Source organism: Streptomyces sp. DH12, from assembly GCF_020873895.1.
Lineage (GTDB): Bacteria > Actinomycetota > Actinomycetes > Streptomycetales > Streptomycetaceae > Streptomyces.
Genome location: NZ_JAHWGT010000479.1, coordinates 1 through 596 on the forward strand (window position 1 = coordinate 1; position 596 = coordinate 596).

The 596-nt window shown below is 72.3% G+C and carries 1 protein-coding gene and 1 pseudogene; both read left to right on the plus strand.

Annotated elements, in window-relative coordinates:
• A partial coding sequence (locus tag LPA54_RS35285; protein ID WP_228984672.1) for a cation:proton antiporter regulatory subunit occupies positions 1–361 on the plus strand: 361 nt, incomplete at its 5' end.
• 4 nt (positions 362–365) lie between these two features.
• Positions 366–596, plus strand: a pseudogene (locus tag LPA54_RS35290) (cation:proton antiporter); the annotation flags it as partial.

The following is a 596-nucleotide window of genomic DNA, read 5'->3' on the forward strand; positions in this document are numbered from 1 at the left end:
CTACCGCTCCGACGACCCGGACGCCTGCGCCCGCTCGCTGCGGCTCAGCGTCGCCGAGTCGGCCGCGCTCATCGACGCGCTGATGCCGGCCCACCACAGCCCCAACCTGCTGCACACCACCGACCTGGGCCTGGTCGCCGAGCGCATCGAGCTGTCCTCGGTCTCCCACTGGAACGGACGCCTGCTGGGCGAGACGCGGATGCGCACCGACACGGGAGTGTCGATCGTGGCCGTCCTGCGTCGCGCGGAGGCGATCCCGTCGCCCGCGCCGGACTTCCGGCTCGCCGGCGGCGACACCCTGATCGTGATCGGCACCCGCGAAGGCATCGACGCCGCCGCCGAGATCCTCGGGCGGGAGTGAGCGCGTGCACTCTTCCGCGATCTTCCTCATCGAGTTCGGCGCGATCATCCTCGGTCTCGGCCTGCTCGGCCGCCTCGCCGGACGCCTCCGGTTCTCGCCCATCCCCCTCTACCTGCTGGCCGGCCTCGCGTTCGGCGAGGGCGGCCTGCTGCCGCTCGGCGCCAGCGAGGAGTTCGTCGCGATCGGCGCCGAGATCGGCGTCATCCTGCTGCTCCTCATGCTCGGCCTCGAGTAC